The 23,201-nt window shown below is 62.9% G+C and carries 22 protein-coding genes and 1 pseudogene; 12 read left to right on the top strand and 11 right to left on the bottom strand.

Annotated features, from left to right (window positions below; genetic code table 11):
• Positions 1–49: 49 nt before the first annotated feature.
• Positions 50–610 (bottom strand): invasion associated locus B family protein, encoded by a 561-nt coding sequence (locus tag ACVW1B_RS35945; protein ID WP_253609830.1) that lies wholly within the window; start codon positions 608–610, stop codon positions 50–52.
• 187 nt (positions 611–797) lie between these two features.
• Positions 798–1,634, bottom strand: coding sequence for an SDR family oxidoreductase (locus tag ACVW1B_RS35940; protein ID WP_253605566.1), 837 nt, complete (start codon positions 1,632–1,634; stop codon positions 798–800).
• Positions 1,635–1,739: 105 nt separating this feature from the next.
• On the opposite strand from ACVW1B_RS35940, the gene ACVW1B_RS35935 reads away from it, so the two are divergent.
• Complete coding sequence (locus ACVW1B_RS35935; RefSeq protein WP_253605567.1) at positions 1,740–2,720, top strand: NADPH:quinone oxidoreductase family protein; 981 nt, start codon at positions 1,740–1,742, stop codon at positions 2,718–2,720.
• A 355-nt stretch (positions 2,721–3,075) separates the two neighbouring features.
• Here ACVW1B_RS35935 and ACVW1B_RS35930 read toward each other — a convergent pair whose 3' ends face one another.
• A complete protein-coding gene (locus tag ACVW1B_RS35930; protein WP_253605571.1) occupies positions 3,076–3,453 on the bottom strand; it encodes a YkvA family protein in 378 nt (125 codons plus the stop codon).
• A gap of 91 nt (positions 3,454–3,544) precedes the next feature.
• Positions 3,545–3,851 (bottom strand): annotated as a pseudogene (locus ACVW1B_RS35925) (4a-hydroxytetrahydrobiopterin dehydratase).
• A 212-nt stretch (positions 3,852–4,063) separates the two neighbouring features.
• Here ACVW1B_RS35925 and ACVW1B_RS35920 point away from each other — a divergent pair.
• The 3 genes from ACVW1B_RS35920 to ACVW1B_RS35910 all read left to right on the top strand — a co-directional run bounded on the left by ACVW1B_RS35920 (position 4,064) and on the right by ACVW1B_RS35910 (position 8,577).
• A complete protein-coding gene (locus tag ACVW1B_RS35920) occupies positions 4,064–5,467 on the top strand; it encodes a TAXI family TRAP transporter solute-binding subunit (protein WP_253605573.1) in 1,404 nt (467 codons plus the stop codon).
• A gap of 238 nt (positions 5,468–5,705) precedes the next feature.
• Positions 5,706–7,268 carry an alkaline phosphatase D family protein gene (locus ACVW1B_RS35915; RefSeq protein ID WP_253605575.1) on the top strand — a complete coding sequence of 521 codons (1,563 nt, stop codon included), beginning with the start codon at positions 5,706–5,708 and terminating at the stop codon, positions 7,266–7,268.
• 547 nt (positions 7,269–7,815) lie between these two features.
• Complete coding sequence (locus ACVW1B_RS35910; RefSeq protein ID WP_375167124.1) at positions 7,816–8,577, top strand: N-acetylmuramoyl-L-alanine amidase; 762 nt, start codon at positions 7,816–7,818, stop codon at positions 8,575–8,577.
• A 22-nt stretch (positions 8,578–8,599) separates the two neighbouring features.
• On the opposite strand, the gene ACVW1B_RS35905 is transcribed toward ACVW1B_RS35910, so the two are convergent.
• Both ACVW1B_RS35905 and ACVW1B_RS35900 read right to left on the bottom strand, forming a co-directional pair.
• Positions 8,600–9,721, bottom strand: coding sequence for a hypothetical protein (locus ACVW1B_RS35905; protein WP_456793269.1), 1,122 nt, complete (start codon positions 9,719–9,721; stop codon positions 8,600–8,602).
• A 92-nt stretch (positions 9,722–9,813) separates the two neighbouring features.
• A complete protein-coding gene (locus tag ACVW1B_RS35900; RefSeq protein WP_225163131.1) occupies positions 9,814–10,188 on the bottom strand; it encodes a response regulator in 375 nt (124 codons plus the stop codon).
• A gap of 201 nt (positions 10,189–10,389) precedes the next feature.
• On the opposite strand from ACVW1B_RS35900, the gene ACVW1B_RS35895 reads away from it, so the two are divergent.
• On the top strand, positions 10,390–11,154 hold the full coding sequence (locus ACVW1B_RS35895; protein WP_225163132.1) for a Crp/Fnr family transcriptional regulator: 765 nt from the start codon (positions 10,390–10,392) through the stop codon (positions 11,152–11,154).
• Between the two features lie 36 nt (positions 11,155–11,190).
• On the opposite strand, the gene ACVW1B_RS35890 is transcribed toward ACVW1B_RS35895, so the two are convergent.
• On the bottom strand, positions 11,191–12,540 hold the full coding sequence (locus tag ACVW1B_RS35890; protein ID WP_225648232.1) for an IS701 family transposase: 1,350 nt from the start codon (positions 12,538–12,540) through the stop codon (positions 11,191–11,193).
• A 265-nt stretch (positions 12,541–12,805) separates the two neighbouring features.
• Between ACVW1B_RS35890 and ACVW1B_RS35885 the strand changes: the two genes are divergently transcribed.
• Together ACVW1B_RS35885 and ACVW1B_RS35880 are read left to right on the top strand one after the other, a co-directional pair.
• The gene (locus tag ACVW1B_RS35885; RefSeq protein WP_244559035.1) at positions 12,806–13,390 is read left to right on the top strand and encodes a hypothetical protein; all 585 of its coding nucleotides are present in this window, start codon (positions 12,806–12,808) and stop codon (positions 13,388–13,390) included.
• Between the two features lie 205 nt (positions 13,391–13,595).
• Complete coding sequence (locus ACVW1B_RS35880; RefSeq protein ID WP_253605580.1) at positions 13,596–14,366, top strand: response regulator transcription factor; 771 nt, start codon at positions 13,596–13,598, stop codon at positions 14,364–14,366.
• Between the two features lie 15 nt (positions 14,367–14,381).
• On the opposite strand, the gene ACVW1B_RS35875 is transcribed toward ACVW1B_RS35880, so the two are convergent.
• The 4 genes from ACVW1B_RS35875 to ACVW1B_RS35860 form a co-directional block, all read right to left on the bottom strand.
• Positions 14,382–15,854 (bottom strand): HlyD family type I secretion periplasmic adaptor subunit, encoded by a 1,473-nt coding sequence (locus tag ACVW1B_RS35875; RefSeq protein WP_253605582.1) that lies wholly within the window; start codon positions 15,852–15,854, stop codon positions 14,382–14,384.
• Entirely contained in the window at positions 15,851–17,590 is a 1,740-nt protein-coding gene (locus ACVW1B_RS35870) for a type I secretion system permease/ATPase (RefSeq protein WP_456823085.1), read from the bottom strand. The genes ACVW1B_RS35875 and ACVW1B_RS35870 overlap by 4 nt, the downstream gene beginning before the upstream one ends.
• 157 nt (positions 17,591–17,747) lie before the next feature.
• Positions 17,748–18,206, bottom strand: a complete 459-nt coding sequence (locus ACVW1B_RS35865) for a hypothetical protein (RefSeq protein WP_225163137.1) — start codon at positions 18,204–18,206, stop codon at positions 17,748–17,750.
• Between the two features lie 264 nt (positions 18,207–18,470).
• The gene (locus ACVW1B_RS35860) at positions 18,471–19,850 is read right to left on the bottom strand and encodes a hypothetical protein (RefSeq protein WP_253605586.1); all 1,380 of its coding nucleotides are present in this window, start codon (positions 19,848–19,850) and stop codon (positions 18,471–18,473) included.
• A 303-nt stretch (positions 19,851–20,153) separates the two neighbouring features.
• On the opposite strand from ACVW1B_RS35860, the gene ACVW1B_RS35855 reads away from it, so the two are divergent.
• The 5 genes from ACVW1B_RS35855 to ACVW1B_RS35835 are packed head-to-tail and all read left to right on the top strand — an operon-like array spanning position 20,154 to position 23,097.
• Positions 20,154–20,873: a prolipoprotein diacylglyceryl transferase gene (locus ACVW1B_RS35855; RefSeq protein ID WP_253605588.1), complete on the top strand. Its 720-nt coding sequence runs from the start codon at positions 20,154–20,156 to the stop codon at positions 20,871–20,873.
• Positions 20,854–22,299: a radical SAM protein gene (locus tag ACVW1B_RS35850; protein WP_253605590.1), complete on the top strand. Its 1,446-nt coding sequence runs from the start codon at positions 20,854–20,856 to the stop codon at positions 22,297–22,299. The genes ACVW1B_RS35855 and ACVW1B_RS35850 overlap by 20 nt, the downstream gene beginning before the upstream one ends.
• Entirely contained in the window at positions 22,296–22,577 is a 282-nt protein-coding gene (locus ACVW1B_RS35845; protein WP_253605592.1) for a hypothetical protein, read from the top strand. Before ACVW1B_RS35850 ends, ACVW1B_RS35845 begins: the two co-directional genes overlap by 4 nt.
• A gap of 18 nt (positions 22,578–22,595) precedes the next feature.
• Positions 22,596–22,847, top strand: coding sequence for a hypothetical protein (locus ACVW1B_RS35840; protein WP_253605594.1), 252 nt, complete (start codon positions 22,596–22,598; stop codon positions 22,845–22,847).
• Positions 22,848–22,860: 13 nt separating this feature from the next.
• On the top strand, positions 22,861–23,097 hold the full coding sequence (locus tag ACVW1B_RS35835) for a hypothetical protein (protein WP_456822794.1): 237 nt from the start codon (positions 22,861–22,863) through the stop codon (positions 23,095–23,097).
• Positions 23,098–23,201 lie beyond the last annotated feature (104 nt).

Below are 23,201 nucleotides of genomic sequence, written 5' to 3'. Positions count from 1 at the left end.
AGAGCATGATCTTTCCGGAAAACCGCTTCACACTTTTCCGGATCATGCTCTAGCGCCGGCAGTCCTGCCCGAGCCGGTCGAGCGCCTGCGCCAGGCCCTTCAGCGAGAAGGTGTCTGTCGTCTCGGTGCCCTTGGCCGAGACGGCTTTTACCGTCAGTTCGGCCGATTTGCGCATGGATTCCACCATCCGCTCCTCCTCGGCCGCATTCTTGATCCAGAGGCCGTCGCCCTGCGTGTACATCGCATAGGTCCCGCCGCCGACCTGAAGCGTCGATTCGGAGCCCGGCTTCACCGTGTAGCCGATCATGATCGAGACCTCGTTGACGACCTTCTCCGCCGGACGGGTGGAGATGAAGGCATAGGCCGGATCACGCGGCCGGTTCGCCGGATTGGTCTTCGACGACGACGGCTTGGCGAGCGCAAAGCACACCTTCTTGCCGTTGGGCGATGCCGTGTACGCGCCCCAGGTCCCGAATTGGCCGATCAGCGTCGGCTCCGCGCCGCCGGCGGCAGCCGCGGCGGCCGAAGGCGCCGGCTTGGCTGCTTCCTTGGCCGCATCTTTCTTGGGCGCAGCCTGCGCCGGCGCGAGGGTGATGAACCCGCACAGGATACAAGCAACCAGTGATGTCAGAATCTGCCGCACGGCCAACTGGTTCCCCCATCATTGTGACTGCAAGATGGCCCGGCGATTCCCCTCCGCCGGCTCGGATGGATAACCGGGAAACGCTTTTTTGGGAAGGCAGTTAGGCCGAAACACGAACGCCGCTCACCGTCGGGCGCGTAATCGCGACGCGTTATCACTTGGCGCGCGCAGCGCGCTGCTTCTCCCACTGCGCATCGGTCCATTGCAGCAGGTCCTCGGCACCGGAACTGCGTAAGTGCGAGCCGCCATCCTGCACCACCATCTCGCCGTTGATGTAGCCGGCCTGATCCGAGATCAGGAAGGTCGCGAGATTGGCGAGCTCCGAATGCTCGCCGGCGCGGCCGAGCGGATTGCGATGCGCCCAGCTCTCGCCGCGCCCTTCGGGGCGCAACTGTCCGGTCGCGCCTGCGGTCGGGAACGTGCCGGGCGCGATCGCGACGGTGCGGATGCCCTTCGGGCCCCACTCCACCGCCAGGCTCTTGGTCATCGCCAGCACGGCGGTCTTGGCCATGGCGGACGGCACCGTGAACGCGCGGCCGGTGATGGTCGAGGTCGACAGGATCGAGAGCACAACGCCCTTGTGTTTGCCGTCGATCCAGCGGCGGCCGGCGGCGAGCGTGCAGTACATCGTGCCATGCAGTGTCGGCGCGAGGATCGCGTCCGCCGCACGGAATGACAAATGTTCGCTCTGCGCAATAAAGGTTGCGGCAGCATTGTTGACGAGCACGTCGATCGGCGCGTCCTGCCAGACCTGATCCATCATCGCTTCGACCGCCGCGCCGTCGCGGATATCGCATCGCGCGGTAGAGACCTTCGCGCCGAGTTCGCTGCGGAATTTCGCTGCGGTTTCCTCCAGCAGCCCCTCGCGCCGTCCGCAGATGATCAGTTCGGCGCCGAGTTCGGCAAAGCGGCGGCCCATCGCCGCGCCGAGGCCGGAGCCGCCGCCGGTGATCAGGATGCGCTTTTTCGCTAGCAGGCCTTTTTCAAACATAGTTTGATCCCTCCGCACTGTATTGTCGCTCCGCCGCAAATCCGGCATGAAGCTTGTAGTCCAAGATCTTGCAACTCTTTCTGCGTCCGAAACTCAGGTGTGTCCATGAAAGCCATCCTCTGCTCGCAATACTGTCAACCTGACGATCTCGTGCTGGCTGATGTGCCCGATCCGGTGGCGGCTCCCGGCGAAGCCGTGATCGCGATCAAGGCGGCGGCGCTGAATTTCTTCGACATCCTGATGATCCAGGGCAAGTACCAGATCAAGCCGCCGTTCCCGTTCTCGCCGGCTGCCGAAGTTGCCGGCGTGATCGAAAGCGTCGGCGCCGGCGTCACTGATTTGAAGGTCGGCGATCGCGTCGTCGCGTCCTGCGGCCACAACGGCGCGCGCGACAAGATCGCGCTGCCGGCGAATTCGATCGTGAAGATTCCCGACAATCTCGATTACGACCGCGCCGCCGGCATCATCATCATCTACGGCACCGCGCTGCATGCGCTGGAAGATCGCGCGAGCCCGAAGCCGGGCGAGACGCTCGCGGTGCTGGGGGCCGCCGGTGGCACCGGCCTTGCTGCGTGCGAGCTCGGCAAACTGATGGGGTTGAAGGTGATTGCCTGCGCCTCGTCGGACGAGAAGCTGGCATTCGCCAAGCAACACGGCGCCGAGCTGACGCTGAACTATGCGAAGGAAGATCTCAAAGAGGGCCTGCGCAAGCTGACCGACGGCAAGGGCGCCGACATCGTGTTCGATCCGGTCGGCGGCGCCTATGCCGAAGCCGCGTTGCGCTCGACCGCGTGGGAAGGCCGCTTCCTGGTGATCGGCTTTGCCGCCGGCGACATCCCGAAGATCCCGCTCAACCTCGCACTGCTGAAGGGCTGCGATATCCGCGGCGTGTTCTGGGGCGCCTGGGCGCGGCAGAATCCGGACAAGAACCGCAAGAACCTCGAGAAGCTCGTGCAGTGGACCGCGGAAGGCAAGATCTCCTCGCATGTCGACCGCACCTTCCCGCTGTCGCAGACATCAGAAGCCCTGAAGGTGCTCGCCGGCCGTAAGGCGATGGGCAAGGTGATCCTGCACCCGGGAAGCTGAACCGAGATTGCGCAGCCCGGAAGGAGCCGAACGGATTACCATGGCGCTCCCTACCGTCTCCGTCACCCTGAGGAGCGCGCTCTTGCGCGCGTCTCGAAGGGTCGACGGCCCCGCTGGTCGCCGTACATCCTTCGAGACGCGCTTCGCGCTCCTCAGGATGACGGATCGAAAGTTTCGTAGCCCGGATGGAGCGCAGCGAAATCCGGGATGCATCATAACCTTCCCTTGAAAAGGGGAGGTCGCCTTGCTCGCGAGAGCAAAGCGGGTGGGGATCAAATCTGCCGGCTTGCAGCGTCGCCTGTGGCTGACCCCCATCCCGACCTTCCCCCTTTCAGGGGGAAGGAGAAGGCAGATCTCACTCCTCGTCCGGCACCCCGCGCTTCAGCGCGGCGCGGGCGGCATCGCGATGCTCGGGCGTGATGTGGCTTGCCACCATGCGGAGCGCGGTTGCGAGCACCGCGGCGTCATCGGTGAAGCCGAGAATCGGCAGCATGTCGGGCACGAAATCGAACGGCAGGATGAAATAGGCGATCGCCCCGAGCAGCGCCGCCTGCACATGGCGCGGCGTCTGCCGGTCGAACGCGCAGTAATAGGCGGCCAGCAGGTCCTCCGCGAAGGGCAGGCTCGCCACCACCTTCTTGAACTTGATCCAGAAACGGCGGCGCACGCTTTCAGCGTCCTGCGCCAGCCGATCGGCAGGCCCAAATCCCGCGCCGTGTTCGCTCGATGTCATCGCAAGGTTCCTCGACGCCGCGCCAATTCGGCGGCGGACGATGCGAATCTGGGGATATCGGCGGACCCGCGCAAGGTTCCACGCGCCGGGGTCAACTGACCCCAAGCTGCCTTGCGATCGCGTTCATGGCCTTGGCGAGGTCGATGTCGCGCTTGGTCACCCCGCCGGACATCATGGGTCGACAGCACCACCTCGACGGTCTTGTAGACGTTTTTCCACTCGGGGTGATGGTCGCTCTTCTCGGCGACCAGGGCGGCGCGGGCCATGAACCCGAAGGCCTCGTTGAAGTCCTTGAACACGAAAGTCTTGGCGATCGCCTCGCGGCCGGACGCCTCCGACCAGCCGGCCAGTTCCCAAAGGGCGGCCTTCCTCGCCTCCGCTGACAGCCGTTCGACCATGGTAAACTCTCCCGTTTGACGCCGACTTTAGCCTAACAACGGCCTCCGGGATGGGATCCACGCCCAAATTAAGGCCGAAATCGCGTCCTATCGCCGCTGGTAACCATGACGGAGTTGTAACATCTGTCCATTCAGTAATTTGCTACACATAGAGGATGTATGCGCGTTGGTAGTTTTGCGAGATTGAGCCCCGACGATTGTTTGCGAGATCGATGACAGACGGCTCCGCCAGCATGTCGCCCAAGCCGCTGCGTTCGGCAAAGCGGCGGCTGATGTTCGTTTTGATCGCGGGCGCGCTGGCCATCATCGGCACGTTGCTGGCCGGCTATTATTTCGCCGTGCGTCCGGTGACGCTGCGGATCGCGGTCGGTCCCGCCAACAGCGATGACGTCAAGGTCGTGCAGGCGCTGGCGCAGGCCTTCAACAACCAGCAGAACACCCAGGTCAAACTGAGGCCGGTGCAGACCGAGGGCGCTACCGCCAGCGCCCAGACGCTGGCCGACGGCAAGGCCGATCTCGCCATCATCCGCGGCGATCTCGAGGTGCCGAAGAATGCCCAGGCGGTCGCGACCCTGCGCAAGAATGTCGTGGTGATGTGGGTTCCGCCCGCCAAGGGCAAGGTTCGGAAATCCGCGCGGATCACCAAGATCGCGCAGCTTGCCGGCCGCAAGATCGGCGTCGTCGGCCGCACCCCGGCCAATGTCAATCTGCTGAAGCTGATCCTGACGCAATACGGCGTCGACCCGATGAAGGTCGAGATCGTTCAATTCCCGGCCAATGAGGCGGCGGAAGCGATCAAGAACCTCAAGGCCGACGCCTATCTCGCCGTCGGCCCGGCCAACAGCAAAATCACGATCGATGCGATCACGGCGTCGGTCCGCGACGGCGGCGAACCCAGCTTCCTTGCGATCGACGCCTCCGAGGCGATCGCGCAGAACCATCCGGCCTATGAGGCCGCGGAAATCCCCGCGGGCTCGCTCGGCTCCGCCGACCGGCCCGACGATGAGGTGAAGACGATCAGCTTCTCGCACCACATCGTTGCGCGGAAGGGCCTGTCGGACTCGACGGTCGCGGCATTCACGCGGCAATTGTTCGCGATCCGGCAGTCGCTCAAGACCGATTTCCCGCTCGCCGCCAAGATCGAGACGCCGGACACCGACAAGGATGCCACCATTCCGGTGCATCCGGGCGCCGCCGCGTTTGTCGACGGCGAGGAAAAAACCTTCCTCGACCGCTACAGCGACTACATCTGGTGGAGCCTGATGGCGTTCTCGGCGATGGGCTCGGCCGGTGCGTGGTTCGCCGGCTATCTCAAGCAGGACGAGCGCAACACCAACACCTCGCAGCGCGAACGCCTGCTGGAGATGCTGAAGACCGCACGGCAAAGCGATTCGATCGAGGAACTCGACCAGATGCAGGCGGAGGCCGACGACATCCTGCGCCACACGCTGGACTGCTTCGAACACGGCGCCATCGAGGAAGGCACGCTGACCGCGTTCAACATCGCGCTCGAGCAGCTTCATAACGCCGTCGCCGACCGCAAGGCGCTGCTGTTCAGCATGCCGCAGAATTTGCAACGGACTGCCACGCAGTTCAGAGCGGCGGGCACGGCGTAGAATCGCCGCTACTCTATCCGCGAGATGCCTTCGTCTCTCCCGCTTGCGGGTAGGGGCTCTCTCCTCGCCATGATTCGTCGAGAGACCCCTCCCCACCCTCCCCCGCAAGCGGGAGAGGGAGCCTGACAGACGTGCCCACCTCACGCGACGCCCGCCGCTGTAATGTCTCCGTCATGGAATTTTTCTAGGTCTTGGCGCGCCTGCGGCGCATTGTCGCTGTGACCTGAGGAGGCTCCCCATGACGATCCGGTTCTCGCGAAATCTCACCCGCCGACGCTTTCTCTCCACGGCGGCTGCGGCCGGCGCCGGCGTGATTGCGATGCCCTATCTGTCGCGCGCCGCCGACCGTCCCGTGATCACCCATGGCGTGCAGTCCGGCGATGTCGGCGTCGACGGCGGCGTGGTGTGGGCGCGTGCGGACCGGCCGTCGCAGATGATGGTCGAGGTCGCGACCACCGAGTCCTTCAAGGACACCCATACGCTGCCGCCGATCACGGCGCTGCCCGAGAGCGACTTCACCGCCAAGATGCTGCTGGAGAACCTGCCCTCCGGCCAGGACATCTTCTATCGCGTCCGCTTCCGCGACCTCGCCCATATCGACATCGTCGGCGAACCGGTGGTCGGCCGCTTCCGGACCGCGCCGAGCGACCGCCGCGACGTCTCCTTCGTGTGGGGCGGCGACGTCGCCGGCCAGGGCTGGGGCATCAATCCCGACGACGGCGGCATGATCACCTTCGCCGCGATGAAGAAGCACGCTCCGGATTTCCTTCTGCACTCCGGCGACACGATCTACGCCGACGGCGTGATCCCCTCCGAGGTGAAGCTTCCCGACGGCAAGGTCTGGAAGAACGTCACGATCCCCGAGAAGGCCAAGGTCGCCGAGACGCTCGACGAATACCGGGCCGCCCACAAGTATAACTTCCTCGACAACAACGTCCGCGCCTTCAATGCCGAGGTGCCGATCTTCGTGCAGTGGGACGATCACGAGGTGACCAACAACTGGTCGCTGTCGAAACAGCTGCCGGCGGCCTACAAGGAGCGCGACATCAATGTGCTCGCGGCGCGCGCGGCAAAGGCCTTCCACGAGATGTATCCGATGCGCGAGAGCATCGTCGAGCCTGGGCGCGTCTATCGCACGCTGAGCTACGGTCCGCATCTCGACGTCTTCATGCTCGACGAGCGCAGCTATCGCGGCCCCAACGGCCCGAACCTGCAGGAGCAGTATGGCCCCGACGCCTATTTCATCGGCCCGGACCAGATGGCCTGGCTGAAGCGCGCGCTGCTCAACTCGCGCGCCACCTGGAAGGTGATCGCCTCCGACATGCCGCTCTCGCTGATCGTCTATGACGATGCGGCCAACAAGAAGGGCTCGGAAGCCTTTGCGCAGGGCGATGGTCCGGCGCGCGGCCGCGAGCTCGAGATCGCCGACATCCTGCGTTTCATCAAGACCGCGGGAATCGTCAACACGGTGTGGCTGACCGCCGACGTGCATTACGCCGCCGCGCACTACTACAACCCAAATAAGGCCCAGTTCCAGGAGTTCGATCCGTTCTGGGAATTCGTCTCCGGCCCGCTGCATGCCGGTACGTTCGGTCCGAACGAGCTCGACAACACCTTCGGCCCCGAGGTGAAGTTCATCAAGGCGCCGGGCGAAGGCAACCAGAACCTGCCGCCGTCGGCGGGCATGCAGTTCTTCGGCCACGTCAAGATCGACGGCAAGAGCGGGCAGATGACGGTGAGCCTGCGCGACCGCGTCGACGCCGAGCTGTGGGCGATCACGCTCGACCCGAAGCCGGTCTAGTGTGCTGAATGCGAAGTTCGTGCGATTTCGCGGCAGCCACTTTCACGAACTTCGCATTCATAAAGCACACTAGAATTATAAGTTTGCTAGTGTCCTTATCGAATCCGAAGTTCGCTCCGAAGGTGCGGCAAATGATGCGAACTTCGGATTCGGGACACTAGTTCGGTCACAGCCACGACGGAACCGGACTCTTTGTCTTGACGGCCTTGCCTCCAAGGCGAGGCAACGCGATTGCCGGGGGATGGACCTCCCCGGCATCTTCCGGTACCGATGTCAGAGCCGTTATGCTGGGGGCCCGGAGGGGCGGAGCATGAGGCGCTGCGAATTCTTTCGCGTGCTCGGTGGTAGCGTTGCGAGGTTTCGGCCTCGCCGCTTGTTGGTCGTCGCGATCGCAGTGTTCGCGCTGCTGCCGATCGAAGTCAGCGATGCCGGCTGGCTGCCCGATCTCTTCAAGAGCTCACCCAAGCATGCCAAGTCGCCGAAGCGCGCGAAGGCGACAAGGGCTGCCAAATTGGCAAGGCACCGCGCTCCGCCCAGGCACCGCGCCATGCGGCTGGCCGCCCTTGGGCCAGTCACCCTGCCGCTTTCAGCTCTCAAGCCAGCCGCTGCCAAATGCGATCCCGCGACGTTCCGGATCGTGCTGGATGTCGGACATACAGCGCAATCGGAAGGCGCGATCAGCGCGCGGAATGTCGCCGAGTTCACCTTCAACCTGCGCCTTGCGCGGCTGATCGAGGAGAGGTTGAAGGCCGAAGGCTTTGCCGAAACCAGGCTGCTGCTGACCGAAGGCAAAGCGAGACCGAGCCTCTTCAAGCGGGTCGCAGCCGCCAACAATCTGCACGCGGATCTGCTGATGTCGATCCACCATGACTCCGTGCCCAACAAGATGCTCGAGGACTGGGAGTTCGAGGGCAAGAAAAGCCACTTCAGCGACCGCTTCAGCGGCTACTCCGTGTTCGTCTCCCGGGACAATCCGGACTTCAAGACCAGCCTCCGGTTCGCCGAACTGGTCGCCGGGGAAATGAAGGCCCAGGGCCTGCATTATGCCGAGCAATACAGCCAGGCCATCATGGGTCGTTACCAGCACCCGTTGCTGAACAAGGATACCGGCGTCTACAGCAATGATGAACTCATCGTGCTGAGAAAGACCGCGATGCCCGCGATCCTGCTGGAGGCGGGCTCGATCATCAACCGGGACGAGGAACGCGAGATGGACTCGCCCGAGCGCCAAAACCTCATCAGCAGCAGCGTCGCTTCCGCCGTGAAGGAATTCTGCGAGCCGCGATGGGCGCTGCTCGGTCCACCCTGACGGCCGAGCGATCAACTCCTCCTCAGCCCGGCTTGCCCGACTTGATCTCCTTGAACTTGGCAAGCGCCTGCTCGAACTTGGCGTTGAACAGCCACATCGCATCGAGGATCTCGCGGAAGGTCGCGGATGTTCTTGCCCGGTCGGCCCGGCCGAACGCGAAGACGCTGTTGTTGCGCAGATATCGCATGATCCTGGGATCGGAAATTCTGTAGCCGACGAGGTTGCCCGATTTGAGCGCTGCTCTGGTCGGCGTGGGAATGATCTGGATCAGCTCAAAGACCTTCATCTGATCGATCGGGTCCGGCAGCGCTTTCTGGATCGCCGCGACCTGCGGGAAAAGTTCGGCGTGTGCGTTCATGAGGCCGTCCCGCACGGCGGTCCAGTGATTGAACCTGTGGTCGAGGTTGCCGACTCGCGCCTCTTCCCGGTCGTCGCGACGGCTCAGCGCAGGATCGAGTGTCGCGATCGACCCCTTGATGGCGGCCCATTTCCTTCGGCCGTCGCGATCCTCGGACGGGCCGGTCTGCAGGCTTCCTTTATAGGTGTTCGATCGTGCATTGCCCGCATTCTGCTTGCCGTTCGTCTCGGCAAAGAAGAGGCCGAGGCTGATACGGCCCGCGACGGCGGCGTCGGCGGCGTCAAGACCCTTGGCGCGCGCGATCACCGTCGCCAGATCGACCACGTCCTTGAATGGCGTATTGGATGTTTGCGCACCGGCGGGCGGCGCCTCCATGACGTCGAAGAGCTTCCTGTACTCATCGAGCAGCGGCTCATTGTCGGCGTTGAAGTAGGCCGGGGGGATTCCGAATCTGTTGGGTCTGCCAATCCTGGACGGAAGCGCATCGGTGAGGTCCTTGTAGGCGCTCATCATCTCGACACGGGCCAGATAGATCGCCTGGCCCGGCAAGTCGGGCAGCGGCTGCTTCGAATCGATCTGCGCGCGGCGCTGGCGCAGGATCGACTCGAAGCCCTTCAGGGCTTTGTCGTAGGTCTCAAGCGCGGCCGATTGCTCGCTCGAGAGTGCGGCCGGCGTAGCGAGAGCTGGCGACACGAAGCGACCGACGACGGCCGAGCCGAACGGCGGCGCTGGCAGCAGCCCGAGAGCGAGCGCGGCTGCGGGCGCAGCAAATATCCTGATCACCATGACGCTTTCCCGAAGCGTTTGCGTCACCGAATCCGACAGGCTGGATGGTAGACGACGAACGCGCCGACGGCGAGGCCGAAGCCGGCAATGCGTCAACGTCCGTTTCGCAGCGCCGCTTCCAGCGCCTCGCTCGAGCACGGCTTGGTCAGCCGCGGCTTGCCGGCGAGCGATGCCGGCAGCCGGATATCCGCACCGTAACCCGTGACGAAAGCGAACGGCACCTTCAGCACATCCAGCCGCTCGGCGATGGCGAACGTCTTCTCGCCCCTGACGAGGCCGACGTCGAGCAGCGCGAAATCCGGCGCGCGTTCGGCGATCAGCTCGAGCGCCCGGGCGACGTTCGTGGCGGTGCGCACCGTCCGAGCGCCGAAGCCGAGGATGGTGTCCTCGAAATAGAGCGAGATGATCGGATCGTCCTCAACCACGAGGACGTCACCGGGCATGCCGGCATTGGGGGTGAAGTCCATGGCGCGCCAGTTTCCGTTTTTAAAGCATGGATGAAAGACCGGATTAGTCCGGCCGGATTGGCCCGCGACCGGCGCCTGAAAGCACGCCGGCTGTTCCCGAGGTGAAACCCATCACATCGCGGGCTGCCGCGTCTGTTCACTAGTGAACATAAATCCGGGAACTTTCCGATTATGGTCCGCGTTGGGTTCTCAGGATTTCCAATGATCACGAAACGGACCGAGTTGGCCGGGACGAGTGACCGGCCGTTCAACAATCTTTTGCGCCGGCTGAACGCCGCCGATTACGAACTGATCGCGCCGCACCTTGCCTTGGTCGAGGCCGCGGCCGGCGATCTGCTCTACAATCCCGGCGACGACGTCCAGACCGTGCATTTTCCATGCGGGCCGAGCCTTGCGTCCTACATGGTGCCCAATGAGGACGGCCGCGATGTCGAGACCATCCTGGTCGGTCGCGAGGGCGCGGTCGGCGGCATCGTCAGCCAGGGCTTCCTGCCGGCCTATACCCGCATCACCGTCAAGTTCGGCGGCCCGTTCGCGCGGCTGCCGGTCAGCAAGCTCGACGCCGCCAAGCTGACGTCGATCTCCGTGCGCAACATCTTCGCGCGTTATGCCGACTGCATGCTGGCGCAGATTTTCCAGTCGACCGCCTGCAATGCGATCCACTCGATCGAGCAGCGCGCGGCGAAATGGATCATCTCGGCGATGGAGCGCACCAATGGCAACGGCATGGTGCCACTCACGCATGAACAGCTCTCGACTTTGCTCGGCGTCGGCCGCAGCTACACCAGCCGCGTGATCCAGAACTTCAAGGCGGAAGGCGTGCTGGAGACGCGCCGCGGCGCGATCGTGATCCGCGACCCGGACAAGCTGCGGCAGCGCTCCTGCCTGTGCAACGACGCCGTCAAGGATCATTTCGAGGAAGTGCTGCGCGGCGTGTATCCAAGCGAGGACAACCCGCAGAACTAGCACTACTTTGGCAGATTGTGTTTTCGCCGCTGTTTTTCAGGGATTTCCTTTCGGCAATATGGGCACTGCTGAGGCGGCGGCCGAAGGATGAGATCGACGATGGCGTGACGTACGGCTGGCATGGTTGGCTGAGGCGGAGGCCCGTTGATTCTTTTTTTTCCGCCCCGCGTATGCGAGGCGACGATGTTGCAGGAAGGCGTAGGCAATCATTGTCATCAAGGCGTGGCGATGAAGACCTTGCCATGACCGCCCTTCGAAGTGATCAAGTCCAAGCTCCTCCTTCAGCTGTTGATGCGCCTGCTCACAAATCCACCGTGCCTTGATGGTGGCGGCCAGCGTGCGCAGATCCGTCGCCGCCGGAAGATTGGCGAGATAGTATTTCTTCTCCCCGGAGGCACGTTGCTCACCAATGAGCCAGGCTTCGTCGCCTGGGAGATGCTGCTGACCTTTATCCCATATTCGCTGCGGAGGGCCGTCGGCGGTGCGGACACGGAGAGCAGCAAATCGAGCTTTGAGCCGACCTTTCGTCCCGCTACGCCAACTCAGGGTTTTCCATTTGGCGCTGGCCAGCATTTGTTCGGCCGCAATCGATAAGATATCGGGCACGTGGTGCTTTCGTGGTTTGCCACGGACTTTGGTGATCGGCCAAATGAGCTTCACATCGACCGGATACACTTTCTGGTGCCGAGGGATACCGACAGCCCAGGTCAGCCCGCGCTCTGTTAGCCCTTGTCGAAACGGTGCGCTGAGGCCGTATCCTGCATCCGCCAGCACACATCCAAAGCGCATGTTGGCTGCCATCGCGCGGTCAATCTCGGCCAAAGCGATCTCCGGCTTGGACCGTGGCGTTCGGTGTTCGACTGGCACGCGAGCGCGCTTCAAACGAGACATGTCGCTTGTCCAGCTGTCAGGCAGAAAGAGACGTAACGCGACCATCACTGGCACTTCGCCGCGTGCAAGCGTTAAAGACACCAGCGTTTGGCAATTTGCGGTTTTACCGAGAGCCGACGCGTATTGAGCCGCAACACCGACCGATCGCTCACCCTTCTTGGGAAGTGAGGTGTCATCGATAACCAGCATCGCATCCCTGCCGCCGACAAGTCGGTCCGCCTGGTTGAGCAGCTCCGTCTCCAGCGGCGTCGCATCCCAGACACCGTCCGCAATGAAATGGTGCAACTGGTCGTAGTTGCTCGTGGCAAGGCGTTCCGCCATCGGCTGAACGCTCTTGCGATCGCCCGGACCGATCAATCCCGCAACATACAGAGGACACATCCGCTGCCGGGTCTTATGACCCAGCCGGTCCAAGAACGGCATTAGCCAGCGTTCGAGTTCGTCTTCCCATCTCGGCATGGTCAGCCCTCCAAGAGCCGACCACCCATGAATCATTGAAAAATTGATTCGGGAATCCTATAAAACGCGGCAAAATCAACAATCTGCCAAAGTAGTGCTAGGGTGTGTACTCATTATTCGTCGCATCCGCCATGCTTCCGGAAGCCGACGCTAAACCCGACATCGCCGTAGGGGTTCGTCCTATCGCCCCAACCCCGCGCGCTTAATGAGCGCTTAACGCTTTTGCGCAACAGATAGGATCACCAGCGCGGAATTAGTCCTAGTTATGAGTGCGAGCCGAGCTCCCGAGGAGGGGAATCGGATGGGACTGCTTTTTGTCGGAGCGCTGGCAGGAATCCTGATCGGCTTTGGCTGGTTCGCGCCTTCCCGAGGGGATTTCCTTGGGTGTGAGTCAAGACCCTGTTTCGACAAGGTTGCAGTCGCCCGACCCACAGAGCCAGTGCCGGCGGCGTTAGCGCCTGCGCCTGCGATCGTCAAATCGAATTCTGCAACCCCGGCAAAATCCGGCAGGAGACCATCATCGAAGAAACACGGACCGCCCGACCTCGCCAAGGCGGCGTCCCCGCGGACGAGGATCAACGTCCCGACACCCGAACACGCCGCGGACATGGCAGATCCTGTCCTCACCAAAGCGAAGGTCACGATTGCAGCGCAGATTGAGGATCCGGGATCGGCCGAATTCAGCGACATGAAGCGCGCCATGCGAAAGAACACGTTCGGACGCGCCGTGGATACGATTTGCGGGCGCGTGAAAGGAAGAAGTGCGTCGGGCGGAGAGACTGGAGGGAGGCCGTTTCTGTATCTTGTGAAGGAGGATGAAGCGTATGTCGTCGACGGCAAGTCAGGGTCGGCGGCGTCAACGGCGTATCGAAATATCTGCAAATAGGGGATGCGTCGACCGCGCCGCGGCGCGCGTCCAAATGATTTGAGCGGAAAGAATTTCCACCGAGGCGCCAGGCTATCCCGCAATGGATGCGATCCTGATGTCGGGGCTGCGCGTGATGATGCATTCAGGATGAATGCCGCAACGGTAAATGCGCAATACGGATCGATGGGACTGTCGCAGAAATTCTTTTCATTCCGAGGAAATCATGGACGACATAACCTCAAAACGGCTCAATGGAGCGCTTCACGTACCGGTTCTGGTGATCATCGAGCCGCACCTGTTGCCGCGCACATGTATTCTCAACGTCCTCAGACGGGAATTGGCCGACTTCGAGATCCTCGACATGGCAACGGTCCAGGGCCTGGACTGCATGTCGGCCCGCGACGTTCGTCTGGTGCTGCTGAGCATCGCGGACAAGCCCATCGGCGATCCCTCGGTCGAGGACGATCTCGCCTTCGTGGCCGAGCACTGTCCCAATGCCGCCGTCGCAATCCTGTCAAACCATGACGACGAGCCGACCGCGCAAGCCGCGATGCAGCGGGGTGTTCGCGGCTTTCTTCCCACCTCGCTACCAATCGAGGTCGTCATAGCCGGCCTGCGCCTTGTTCTTGTCGGCGGCGTCTACAGGCCGTTGCCGGTCGCCGAAATGAACAGGATGCCGGGTTTCGATCCGCCGGACGCGCGCGGGCTTGCGTCCGCATATCTGATGAACGAGGCAGCCAGGGCGGCCATCGACAGGAGCGATCTCACGCCCCGAGAGCAGCACGTTCTGGCGGAATTGGAGCTCGGCCTGCCCAACAAGCTGATCGCAGCCAAATTGAAACTCTCGGAAAGCACCGTCAAAATGCACATTCAGCATATCATGAGGAAATGTGCCGCTCACAATCGCACGGAAGCGGTCCTCCGCTGGCGCGGCCGGTCGCTCGCGCAGAATCGCGATCACGACCCGGGCACAGCCCCAATGCCGGAGACCTAGTCACGCTGAGCGGGATCAATCCTCTCTGAATGCACCGCGGAAGCTGTCGAGCAGGGGCCTGAGCGCGTAAAGTGCGACGGTACCGCGCCCCGTGGTGATGAACACCTGAACCGGCATACCGGGGACGATCTGGAAGTCGTTTGCGGCGATCTGCGCGTCGTCGATCCGGATCTTGGTCGCGTAGTATGGCTGGTCGGTACGCTTGTCGAGTAGCCGGTCTGCCGATACGTGCACGACGGTTCCCTTCAGGCGCGGTACGCGACGCTGATTGTACGGCACGAGATGCACCTCGGCATTGAGGCCGGGATGAACCACATCAATGTCCTCGGGCCTCAGGCGGGCGGTCACGATGAGGCGGTCTTGCCGGGGCACCAGCTCCATGAGGGGAGCACCCGCCCCGATGACGCCGCCCGCTGTATGAATCCGCAAGTCGGTTATCACGCCGTCCTCAGGCGCCTTCACCTCCGTTCGCGATAGCTGATCCCTGGCCGCAAGCAACCGCTCGCGGAGCTGGAATATCTGGTTCTGTGCTTCACGAAACGACTGTGCGATCTCGTTCTGCCTGTCGCTCTCGAGCTTGAACAATGTGGCCTGCTGCTCGCTGATGACCTGCCCGGCGCGAGAAATCTGCGCCGTGATCTCGCCGCGGCGACCCTCAACGTCGGCCAGTTCACGTTGCAGGTTCAGAAGCCGCGGCCGCCGTTCGAGTCCCTTGTTCACGAGCGTCGTAACCATATCCAGTTCTTCCCGGACGATGTCGACCCGCTGCCCGGTGGCGTTCTGCTGAGCCTTGAGACCTTCGATCTCCCTCTCGACTTGAAGCCTCCGTTCGCGAATGACCGCAAGCTGCGACTCATGAACCTGCCGGCGCGCCTGAAAAATGAACTGCTGCGCCGATACCGCGGCGGCGGCCACCCCATTTCGCTTGCTGTCCTGCCCCAGCGCGCTCGGGATTGCGATGCTCTCCAAGTTCTGCTGCTCGGCCTGAAGCCGTGCGGCACGAGCAATTGCATCCCACAACTGGCCTTGAAGGCTTTGCACCTCCGAACCGGGCCGGGTGTCGTCCAGCGCGATCAGCGTCTGTCCGCTTCGCACGATATCGCCGTCCGCAACCAGGATCTTCCTGACGATCCCGCCTTCCAGGTGCTGAATCGTCTTGCGGCTCGATTCCGATTCCACGACGCCGGAAGCGATCGCGGCGCTCTCGAGAGGCGCGAGGCACGCCCATGTGCCAAGCCCCAGCATGAAGCAGAGCACCAGCAGGTTGCCCGCCAGGGTGATACCGCGAAGCCGTCCACGCGGAGAGAGGGGTGTCGGGCTCGCACACCATGGATATTCGAGGGGCTCGAAATCGTCGATCGCGGTAACCACGACTCCGAGCCGTCCGGCGAGCGGGGGGCTTGCCGGCGTTCGCACGAGCTGGTCCCAGATCGCGGGTAACCTCGATATCGTCGGAAGCTTCCAGATGGTGAGAGGGTTCCGGATCATGGCGCAGTCCGCGATGTAACCTGGGGTCGGCTCAGGTGCCGCTCAAAGATTTCCTCGCTGTCGCCGAAAGCGACGACCGCCCCCTCTTCCATAATGGCAATCTTGTCTGTGGCTGCGAGGAGACCCATACGATGAGTGACGACGACCAGGATGACACCGGCGAGCTTCATGCGCTCGATAGCGTCCAGCAGCATTCGCTCGCCCCCGTAATCGAGACTGGCATTCGGTTCGTCGAGAACGATCAGGCGTGGACCGCCGAAAAAGGCCCGGGCAAGACCGAGGCGCTGCCGATATCCGCGCGAGAAGGATTTTTCACGGTGAATCACCGTGTCGTACCCGTTCGGCAGGCGCATGATCGCCTCATGAATTCCGACCAGCTTGGCCGCTTCCACGACCTTCCGCCGATCGGCATCATCAAGCCGTGCGATGATATCGCTTATCGTATCGCCGAGCAGGTCGATGTCCTGGGGGAGATAACCGAGACGGTGACCGCTAAGGCCCTCGCGAAGCAGCGAGACGTCGGTATTGTCGAGCAGGACACAGCCATGAGTTGGCATCGACAGCCCGGCAATCACCCGGCCAAGCAGGGACTTGCCTGACCCGGACGCACCGATAATGCCAAGGCATTCTCCGTTCGCGAGCGTGAACGAGACACCATTCAGCAGCAGGTGATTGGTCCCCGATAGCCTCACGCCGACGTTGTCGACAACGAGACCGCTCGACGCCTGCCGCTGCGAAACCTCCGGATCCTGCCGTCCGGCGGCGGCGGGGGACGCGGCGAGAACCGCGCCGAGCCGCTGGCAGGCACGCACGGCCGACCTGAGTGACTTCCAGCCTGCGATCGCACTTTCGACCGGCGCGAGCGCGCGGCTGAACATCAGTGTCGAAGCAAAAATGATCGCCGGACTCTTTCCGTGCTCGAGGACAAGCCACGCGGCAGCCCCCATTATCAATACCTGCGACAGCGCGCGGACCGGCTTGGTGACCAGCATCACGATCTCGCTTCGCCGGATTGCAACGTTGTGCTCTCTGCGTGCCTCCTGCGCGTCATGATAGATCGCGCGCGCAGCGCTATCGAGCATTCCCATGGCGCGGATCATGTGGATGTTGCCTGCGGCGGCCTGGAGGCGGCCGTAGCTTCTGGACAGCGCGGCGCCGGATCTGAGCAGAACGTCTTCGGTAACCAGATCTCCGGCAACCGTGAGAGCGAAGAGGAAAGCCACACAGCAGGCGCCCACGACGCCAAGCAGGGGATGGATGAGAAAGAGGACCAGGAGGAACAGGGGCGCCCAGAGTGCGTCGAACAGCATCGGACATGCGCCGGAATCGATGAACTGGCGCAACACGGTGAGATCCCGATAGGCGTCCGACACCCGCGTCCAATCGCTGCGAAACGCGGATTCGAGGCTGGCCGAAAGCACGCAAGGACGGAGCCGATCGTCGAGCCAGGCGCCAAGGCGACCCAGGACAGCGCGCCGCAAGGCATCGAACACGCCGCCGACCACGACCGTGATCGCGACAATGAGCGTGAGCAGGAGCAGCGTGTCGCCGCTCCGGCTCGACAACACCCTGTCGTAGATCTGAAGAAGGTAGATGGAGGGCGCAAACAAAAGCAGGTTGTAGCTGCAGCTATACGCGAATACGAGACCAAGCGGTCCCGCACAGGACCAAAGGGCCGCGTGCAGTGGCGTCGAGATCTGCGGCAGGACAGGCAACCGAATGGGCGGCATCAGCATGATCGTCACCGCCTGAAATCGAAGTCCGGCCGCACTTGCCCGACGGCCAACGCGATCTGCCAAGAAGCGCATCGGCAGGGCATCGGCGGGTATCGGCTTGAACTGCGGGACCGGCAGCAATGGCCGCCGGTCCCGCCACGGTCGGACGAGCCGATGGTCAGAATGTATCGAGGTGGAAGCTCACTTCTCCACCCAGCGCGGCGTTGCCGTCTCCGCCATTGCCGCCGATGCCAGCCAGGACATCCTGGTGCTGGTCCACCGAGAGCTTGTTGATCTGGGTGGCATCCGTATTGGCATATACCTTGGAGGTATCGTGGCCGCTGTAGGATTTCTGGCTTCCGTTCGACTCGGCGCTTCCGCCATGGGCCTTCGCAAACACCGAGGCCGTCGCGTTCGCGCCGCCGGCGTCCCAATCTGCCGTCTGAGTGACGTGGTCGCCGGTGTTCACATGCACATCGGCGCCTTCTGCCTTGTTGGTTGGATCGAAGTTGAGGGTCGGCTTGCTGATGATAGCTCCCTTGAAGGTACCGTCGCCGCCATTTCCGACACTTTGACCACCGGTGTTGATCGATTTGAATTCGATCGAATCCGAGATGCTGATCGCCTTGGGCAACATTTGAGCCTCCGTCCTTGTGTTGGCTGTCGTGCATCATCCATCCCGATCAGGCGGACGCGCACGGGCGAGTCTGATCCGGCGATGCGCGCTGCCGATAGATGTCAAATCGGACACCATCCGGGTTGGTCGACCTACGTACGAAAGTATGACATTCGTCGCGCAACATCGGAGCTCGAAACATCGGGAGGCGCCCCTGCGCGAGATTTGCATGCGCAGGGAGTCCGCTACCTTGCGACCGGCCTGCGCGAGCGGCTCGATGCTTCGCTATGCCAACAGGTGAAGATCCGACAGAAGATGGGCGGAAAGATCGCCACCCAGCGCGAGATTGCCGTAGCCGCCGTCCCCACCAAGTCCGGCAATCTGGACCGCACTCTGGTCGATGTGCACGTTGTTGACCTGATCGGCCACGGCCGTCGAATGGGGCCCCGCGATTGCGATATTGACGGGTGCATAGATCGCGACGCTCACATCGATCAGGCTGCCGGCAAAATAGCCGTTGCCGCCGTTGCCTGCGCCGTTCGAGCCGGTCGCAATCGTGTCGGAGCCGCCCCACAAGCCGTGGGAAAGAAGGCTTGCATGGCCGCCCGTCGCGGCGTTGCCATTGCCGCCATACCCGCCCATGGCGGCGATCTGAAGTACGGATTGATCCACGCCGGCGTCATTCGTCTGGACTGAATGAACGTTGGAGCCATAGCCCGCGACCGCGATGTTGATCGGGTCGTACACCAAGATCGAGGAATGCACGAGACTCCCGTGGAACGCGCCGTCGCCGCCATTGCCGGCCTGACTCCCGCCCGTTTGAACGTCCCAGACACTCCCTCCATTACTTGATCCCCAACTGGGGTCGAGCGTGATGATGCTGCCGCCGAAGGCCACATTGCCATTTCCGCCACTGCCGCCGACGCCCGCGACCTGCGTAGCCGATTGATCGATGTCGACTGTGTTCGATTGGCTTGCATAGGCCGTGCCGCCTGAGCTCGCCACCGCAATATTGATCGGATGATAGATCACCACGGGAGCGTCCACCAACGCACCCGAGAAATAGCCGCTGCCGCCGTTTCCGGCGCCGTTGTCGCCGCTCCCGATCACGCCGGAGCCCAAGGAAGCACTGATGCTGCCTCCCGATGCAAGGTTGTCATTCCCACCATGTCCGCCGACGCCGGCCATTTGAAAGGCGGATTGATCGACATTCAAATCGTTGGACTGGTTGGCCACGGCGGCCGAGCCGTATCCCAAACTCACCGAAATGTTGATCGGTTCATAGATCAACAGGGATGCGTGAATGATACCTCCGTAAAAGTAACCGTCTCCGCCGTTTCCGGCGGTGTTCGCCCCGCTCTCGATCGAAGCGATACCCGTCGCGGAATGGGATGCGTCGGCAAGAGGCTTCGTTGCCGGAGCATCCAGGCTCGCCGCAGTGTGGTTGCCGACGTGGGCGTACGTGTCGACCCCCGACGCGGTGGGATGGTCGGATTGGCCCGGGCCAGAGTCATAAGGCGGGGAATTCGCGGTCACGGTATGCGCATCGAGCCCTGCAAACGGGCTGCTCGGTGCCGGACCCGACTCGTCGTCGCCATCGTGCCCATCGTGGCGATGAGAGGCGTGATGCAGCCGGATCCCATCCGACATCCGCGAAAAATCCATCGTAGCCTTCCTCATCGCAATCGCTCCGCGCAATCGGGACGGGTTTTGCACTCCGGACAGAATGTCATCCTGGGAAGGTCGAAAGCCCAGCCGTCAGTTCGGATATAGCGCTTCGGATGGACGCCGTAACATCGGCTATATCCGTTCTGGCGCGGTTACAGCCTTTGTCGTTTTGCGCGGGCCGGCGTCGCCGGCGTGCTCCATCAGCCCGCCGCTCCCACGAGGACGGTTGATAATCTGGCCCCGCCATTGCAATCGGGAAGCCGCTATCGCGGACCGCGAAAATCAAGCTACACTCGCCTCATGAGTGGGGCTGAACTTCACGCCGTCTTCGACGTTGCAGCATGGGGCGCGGCCGCGCTCGCCATGTGGTGGCTGTCGCGCCGGCGCGGGCTGCAATTCCCCCGGCAATCCTTCGAGCTGCCCTACATCGCCGCGCTGGTGTTCGGCGCCGGGATCGGCGCCTACATTTTCGGCACGCTGAACCTGTGGTTCTCTGGCATGGCAGGCGTCGCCCGCTCGGTCGAGGGCGCGCTGGCCGGCGGCATCGTCGCGATCGAGCTCTACAAATGGCGACACGGGATTTCGCTGCGCACCGGCGCGCGGTTCGCGCTACCGCTTGCGATCGGCGTCGCGGTCGGCCGTCTCGGCTGCTATTTCGCGGGGCTCGAGGATTTCACCTATGGCACGCCGACCACGCTGCCCTGGGGCCATGATTTCGGCGACGGCGTGCTGCGCCATCCGGTGCAGCTCTATGAAAGCCTGGCGATGGCGGCGTTCGCGGCATTCTATGTCTGGGCGGTATTGAACCGAAATGCCGCCGTCATCACCAACGGATTCTACCTCGTGCTGTTCTACTACGGGCTGCAGCGCTTCCTGTGGGAGTTCATCAAGCCCTATGGCGCGCTGATCGGACCATTCTCGCTGTTTCACCTGCTGTCGCTGTTTGTCATGATTTACGCCGCCGTCATGCTGGCGACGGCGCCGAATGTGAGCTTGAAGCATGAACGCGCCGCTGCGTAAGGCCCGCCCTTACATCTTCTGGGGCCAGACCCAGTCGCTATGCGAAACCTGCCTGGCCCTGGTGCCGACCAAGATCCAGATATCAGGCAACGAGGTCTGGTACGAGAAGCGCTGCAAGCAGCATGGCGTGCAGTCGACGCTGGTCTCGACGGATGCGGCCTATTGGCGGCTGTGCAAGGACTTCATCAAGCCCGGCGACCGGCCGCTCGCGTTCCAGCGCCACACCGAATTCGGCTGCCCCTATGATTGCGGGCTGTGCCCGGACCACGAGCAGCACTCCTGCCTGGCGCTGATCGAGATTACCGAGCATTGCAATTTGACTTGCCCGGTGTGCTTTGCGGATTCCTCGCCGACGCGGACCCGCTTCACGCCGCTGGCGAAGATCGAGAAGATGCTGGACGCACTGGTGGCGAGCGAGGGCGAGCCCGATCTGGTGCAGATATCCGGCGGCGAGCCGACGCTGCATCCGGATTTCTTCGCGATCCTGGATGCGGTGCGCGCCCGCCCGATCCGCCATGTCATGATCAACACCAACGGCCTCAGGATCGCGCGCGAGCCTGATTTCGTGGCCAAGCTTGCCGAGAACAAGCGCGGGCTGGAAGTCTACCTGCAGTTCGATTCGCTGCAGCGCAAGGCGCTGGTCAATCTGCGCGGTGCGGATTTGCGAAAAATCCGCCAACAGGCACTGGAGAGTCTCGAGCGACACGGCGTCTCGACCACGCTGGTCGCGACCATCAAGCGCGGCATCAACGACGGCGAGATCGGCGACATCGTCCGCCACGCGCTGACCTGGAAGTGCGTCCGCGGCGTCACGCTGCAGCCGGTGCAGGATGCCGGCCGTAACGAGCATTTCAACAAGGACACCGACCGCATCATGCTGTCGGAGATTCGCCGGCGCGTGATCGAGACCGGGGTGTTCGGCGCTGACGACATGATCCCGTTGCCCTGCAATCCCGAGAGCATCTCGATCGGCTACGGCCTGCGCAACGGCGACAAGGTGTTGCCGCTGACGTCGCTGATCCCGCAGGAGCAGCTCATCGCCGTGATGCCCAACACCATCAGCCCCGAGAAATATCCGGTGTTGCGGGAGAAGTTTGTCGACCTGTTCTCGCTGTCGTCGGGGCCGCTGAACACCTCGGAGCGGGTCTGCGAATTGCTGTGCTGTCTCCCGAGCTTCGAGGTGCCGGAGGGGCTGACCTACGAGAACGTGTTCCGCGTCACCATCGTGCAGTTTCTCGACCGCTTCAATTTCTGCGTCGGCAACGTCAAGCGAAGCTGCATCCACTTCGTCACCGAGAGCGGCGCGATCATCCCGTTCGACACCTACAATCTGTTCTACCGTGACGGAAAGATCGACGGCATCCGCGCCGCGCTGGCCGGCCAGACCTACCGTGAAGCCCGGCAAGGCGAGGAGGTGCCGCGATGAGCGAGACCAATCCACCGCCCATCCCGCCTGCACCATCGGAGCCACCCTACAAATACGTCCCGCCGCCGCCGTCGCCACGCAGCGGCTGCGCCACCGCGTTCATGGTGGTGTTCGGGCTGATCCTGCTGCTGCCCGGGCTCTGCGCCCTGCTGTTCGGGTTCGGCGTCCTGAGCGAGTCGAAGACCGATCCCTCCATTCTCTTCCTGATTCTGCTTGGACTCGCGGTCTGCTTTGCCGGCGTGATGCTGATCCGCGCCGCGATCACGGGAAGGCGCTGACGGACCATTCGACGACGCATGTCCGACACCGACGACACGCCCCCGGAACGACCACCAACGCCGCCTTCGGCGGCGGAAGGCTGCCTGTCGATGCTGATGCTCCTGGTCGGCATCGTGTTGTTGCTTCCCGCCTTATGCGTCGTGATGGCCGGCCTCAAATCCGGCATATCGTTCAGAGCGGCCGACCTCCCTATCCTGCTCGTCATTCTCGCGATCGCCCTCGTTGGTGGCTGGCTGGTCTGGTTGGCGACGCGTCCGCGAGAGCGCTAGATCGGCAAATCCCGTGAGCAATTCCGACACACCCCCGCCATACAGGCCTCCGGAACCCGGGCAGCGCAACGGCTGCCTGACCGCCCTCATGCTGGTGGTAGGGGTGATCCTGCTGATCCCGGGGGTCCTGTGCGCCATTCTCAACGCCAAGATGAGCGCCGGCGCCGGCGGCGACCCCATCACCATGTTCGTGATGTTGGTGGCGCTGGGCGGGCTTGGCCTGATCGTGTTCGCGATTACCCGGAAGTAAGACCTGAAAGCCCCTCGAAAACCGCCTTTGGAACCAAAATCAGCCCTCCAAACAGCCAATAAATCATTGTTTTTTGGCGTTTTCTGACTATATTGCGCCGCAAC

The sequence above is a fragment of the Bradyrhizobium sp. USDA 4502 genome, from assembly GCF_054063355.1.
Note: the sequence above shows the minus strand (reverse complement) of the source record. Positions and strands in the feature narration are given on the sequence as shown.

Bases quoted from the DNA above. Each gene is read 5' to 3' on its own strand.
- ACVW1B_RS35940 (WP_253605566.1), bottom strand. From the start codon at position 1,634: ATGTTTGAAAAAGGCCTGCTAGCGAAAAAGCGCATCCTGATCACCGGC.
- ACVW1B_RS35935 (WP_253605567.1), top strand. From the start codon at position 1,740: ATGAAAGCCATCCTCTGCTCGCAATACTGTCAACCTGACGATCTCGTG.
- ACVW1B_RS35930 (WP_253605571.1), bottom strand. From the start codon at position 3,453: ATGACATCGAGCGAACACGGCGCGGGATTTGGGCCTGCCGATCGGCTG.
- ACVW1B_RS35920 (WP_253605573.1), top strand. From the start codon at position 4,064: ATGACAGACGGCTCCGCCAGCATGTCGCCCAAGCCGCTGCGTTCGGCA.
- ACVW1B_RS35915 (WP_253605575.1), top strand. From the start codon at position 5,706: ATGACGATCCGGTTCTCGCGAAATCTCACCCGCCGACGCTTTCTCTCC.
- ACVW1B_RS35910 (WP_375167124.1), top strand. From the start codon at position 7,816: ATGCGGCTGGCCGCCCTTGGGCCAGTCACCCTGCCGCTTTCAGCTCTC.
- ACVW1B_RS35905 (WP_456793269.1), bottom strand. From the start codon at position 9,721: ATGGTGATCAGGATATTTGCTGCGCCCGCAGCCGCGCTCGCTCTCGGG.
- ACVW1B_RS35900 (WP_225163131.1), bottom strand. From the start codon at position 10,188: ATGGACTTCACCCCCAATGCCGGCATGCCCGGTGACGTCCTCGTGGTT.
- ACVW1B_RS35895 (WP_225163132.1), top strand. From the start codon at position 10,390: ATGATCACGAAACGGACCGAGTTGGCCGGGACGAGTGACCGGCCGTTC.
- ACVW1B_RS35890 (WP_225648232.1), bottom strand. From the start codon at position 12,540: ATGATTCATGGGTGGTCGGCTCTTGGAGGGCTGACCATGCCGAGATGG.
- ACVW1B_RS35885 (WP_244559035.1), top strand. From the start codon at position 12,806: ATGGGACTGCTTTTTGTCGGAGCGCTGGCAGGAATCCTGATCGGCTTT.
- ACVW1B_RS35880 (WP_253605580.1), top strand. From the start codon at position 13,596: ATGGACGACATAACCTCAAAACGGCTCAATGGAGCGCTTCACGTACCG.
- ACVW1B_RS35875 (WP_253605582.1), bottom strand. From the start codon at position 15,854: ATGATCCGGAACCCTCTCACCATCTGGAAGCTTCCGACGATATCGAGG.
- ACVW1B_RS35870 (WP_456823085.1), bottom strand. From the start codon at position 17,590: ATGCTGATGCCGCCCATTCGGTTGCCTGTCCTGCCGCAGATCTCGACG.
- ACVW1B_RS35865 (WP_225163137.1), bottom strand. From the start codon at position 18,206: ATGTTGCCCAAGGCGATCAGCATCTCGGATTCGATCGAATTCAAATCG.
- ACVW1B_RS35860 (WP_253605586.1), bottom strand. From the start codon at position 19,850: ATGGATTTTTCGCGGATGTCGGATGGGATCCGGCTGCATCACGCCTCT.
- ACVW1B_RS35855 (WP_253605588.1), top strand. From the start codon at position 20,154: ATGAGTGGGGCTGAACTTCACGCCGTCTTCGACGTTGCAGCATGGGGC.
- ACVW1B_RS35850 (WP_253605590.1), top strand. From the start codon at position 20,854: ATGAACGCGCCGCTGCGTAAGGCCCGCCCTTACATCTTCTGGGGCCAG.
- ACVW1B_RS35845 (WP_253605592.1), top strand. From the start codon at position 22,296: ATGAGCGAGACCAATCCACCGCCCATCCCGCCTGCACCATCGGAGCCA.
- ACVW1B_RS35840 (WP_253605594.1), top strand. From the start codon at position 22,596: ATGTCCGACACCGACGACACGCCCCCGGAACGACCACCAACGCCGCCT.